Genomic DNA, 238 nt, shown 5'->3' with positions numbered 1-238 from the left:
TCCTCGTCGGCTTCTTTTTTCAGTTCAAGCTGAAGTCGCACGTACGTGTCATATTTCGGGCTGAGCTTTTGAAGAAGATTGCTAAAAGGCGATCCCGCCTTCAGCGCGGGCAGATCAGAAGCGGATTCTCCGACCTTGATCAGGCTTTCTCTGTATTCTTCATCTGTCTGCACTCTTTTCACAAGCTGAATGATGATGTTTTTATGAGTGTCCCAAGTGGCAGGGTCTCTCTCCAAAA

The 238-nt window shown here is 47.5% G+C and carries 1 pseudogene; it reads right to left on the bottom strand.

Going from position 1 to position 238, the window contains the following annotated elements:
* Positions 1 to 238 (bottom strand): annotated as a pseudogene (locus G9F48_RS19545) (MerR family transcriptional regulator); the annotation flags it as partial.

This window comes from Bacillus sp. EKM420B (genome assembly GCF_011065565.1).
Classification (GTDB): Bacteria; Bacillota; Bacilli; order Bacillales; family Bacillaceae; genus Bacillus; species Bacillus velezensis.
Note: the sequence above shows the minus strand (reverse complement) of the source record. Positions and strands in the feature narration are given on the sequence as shown.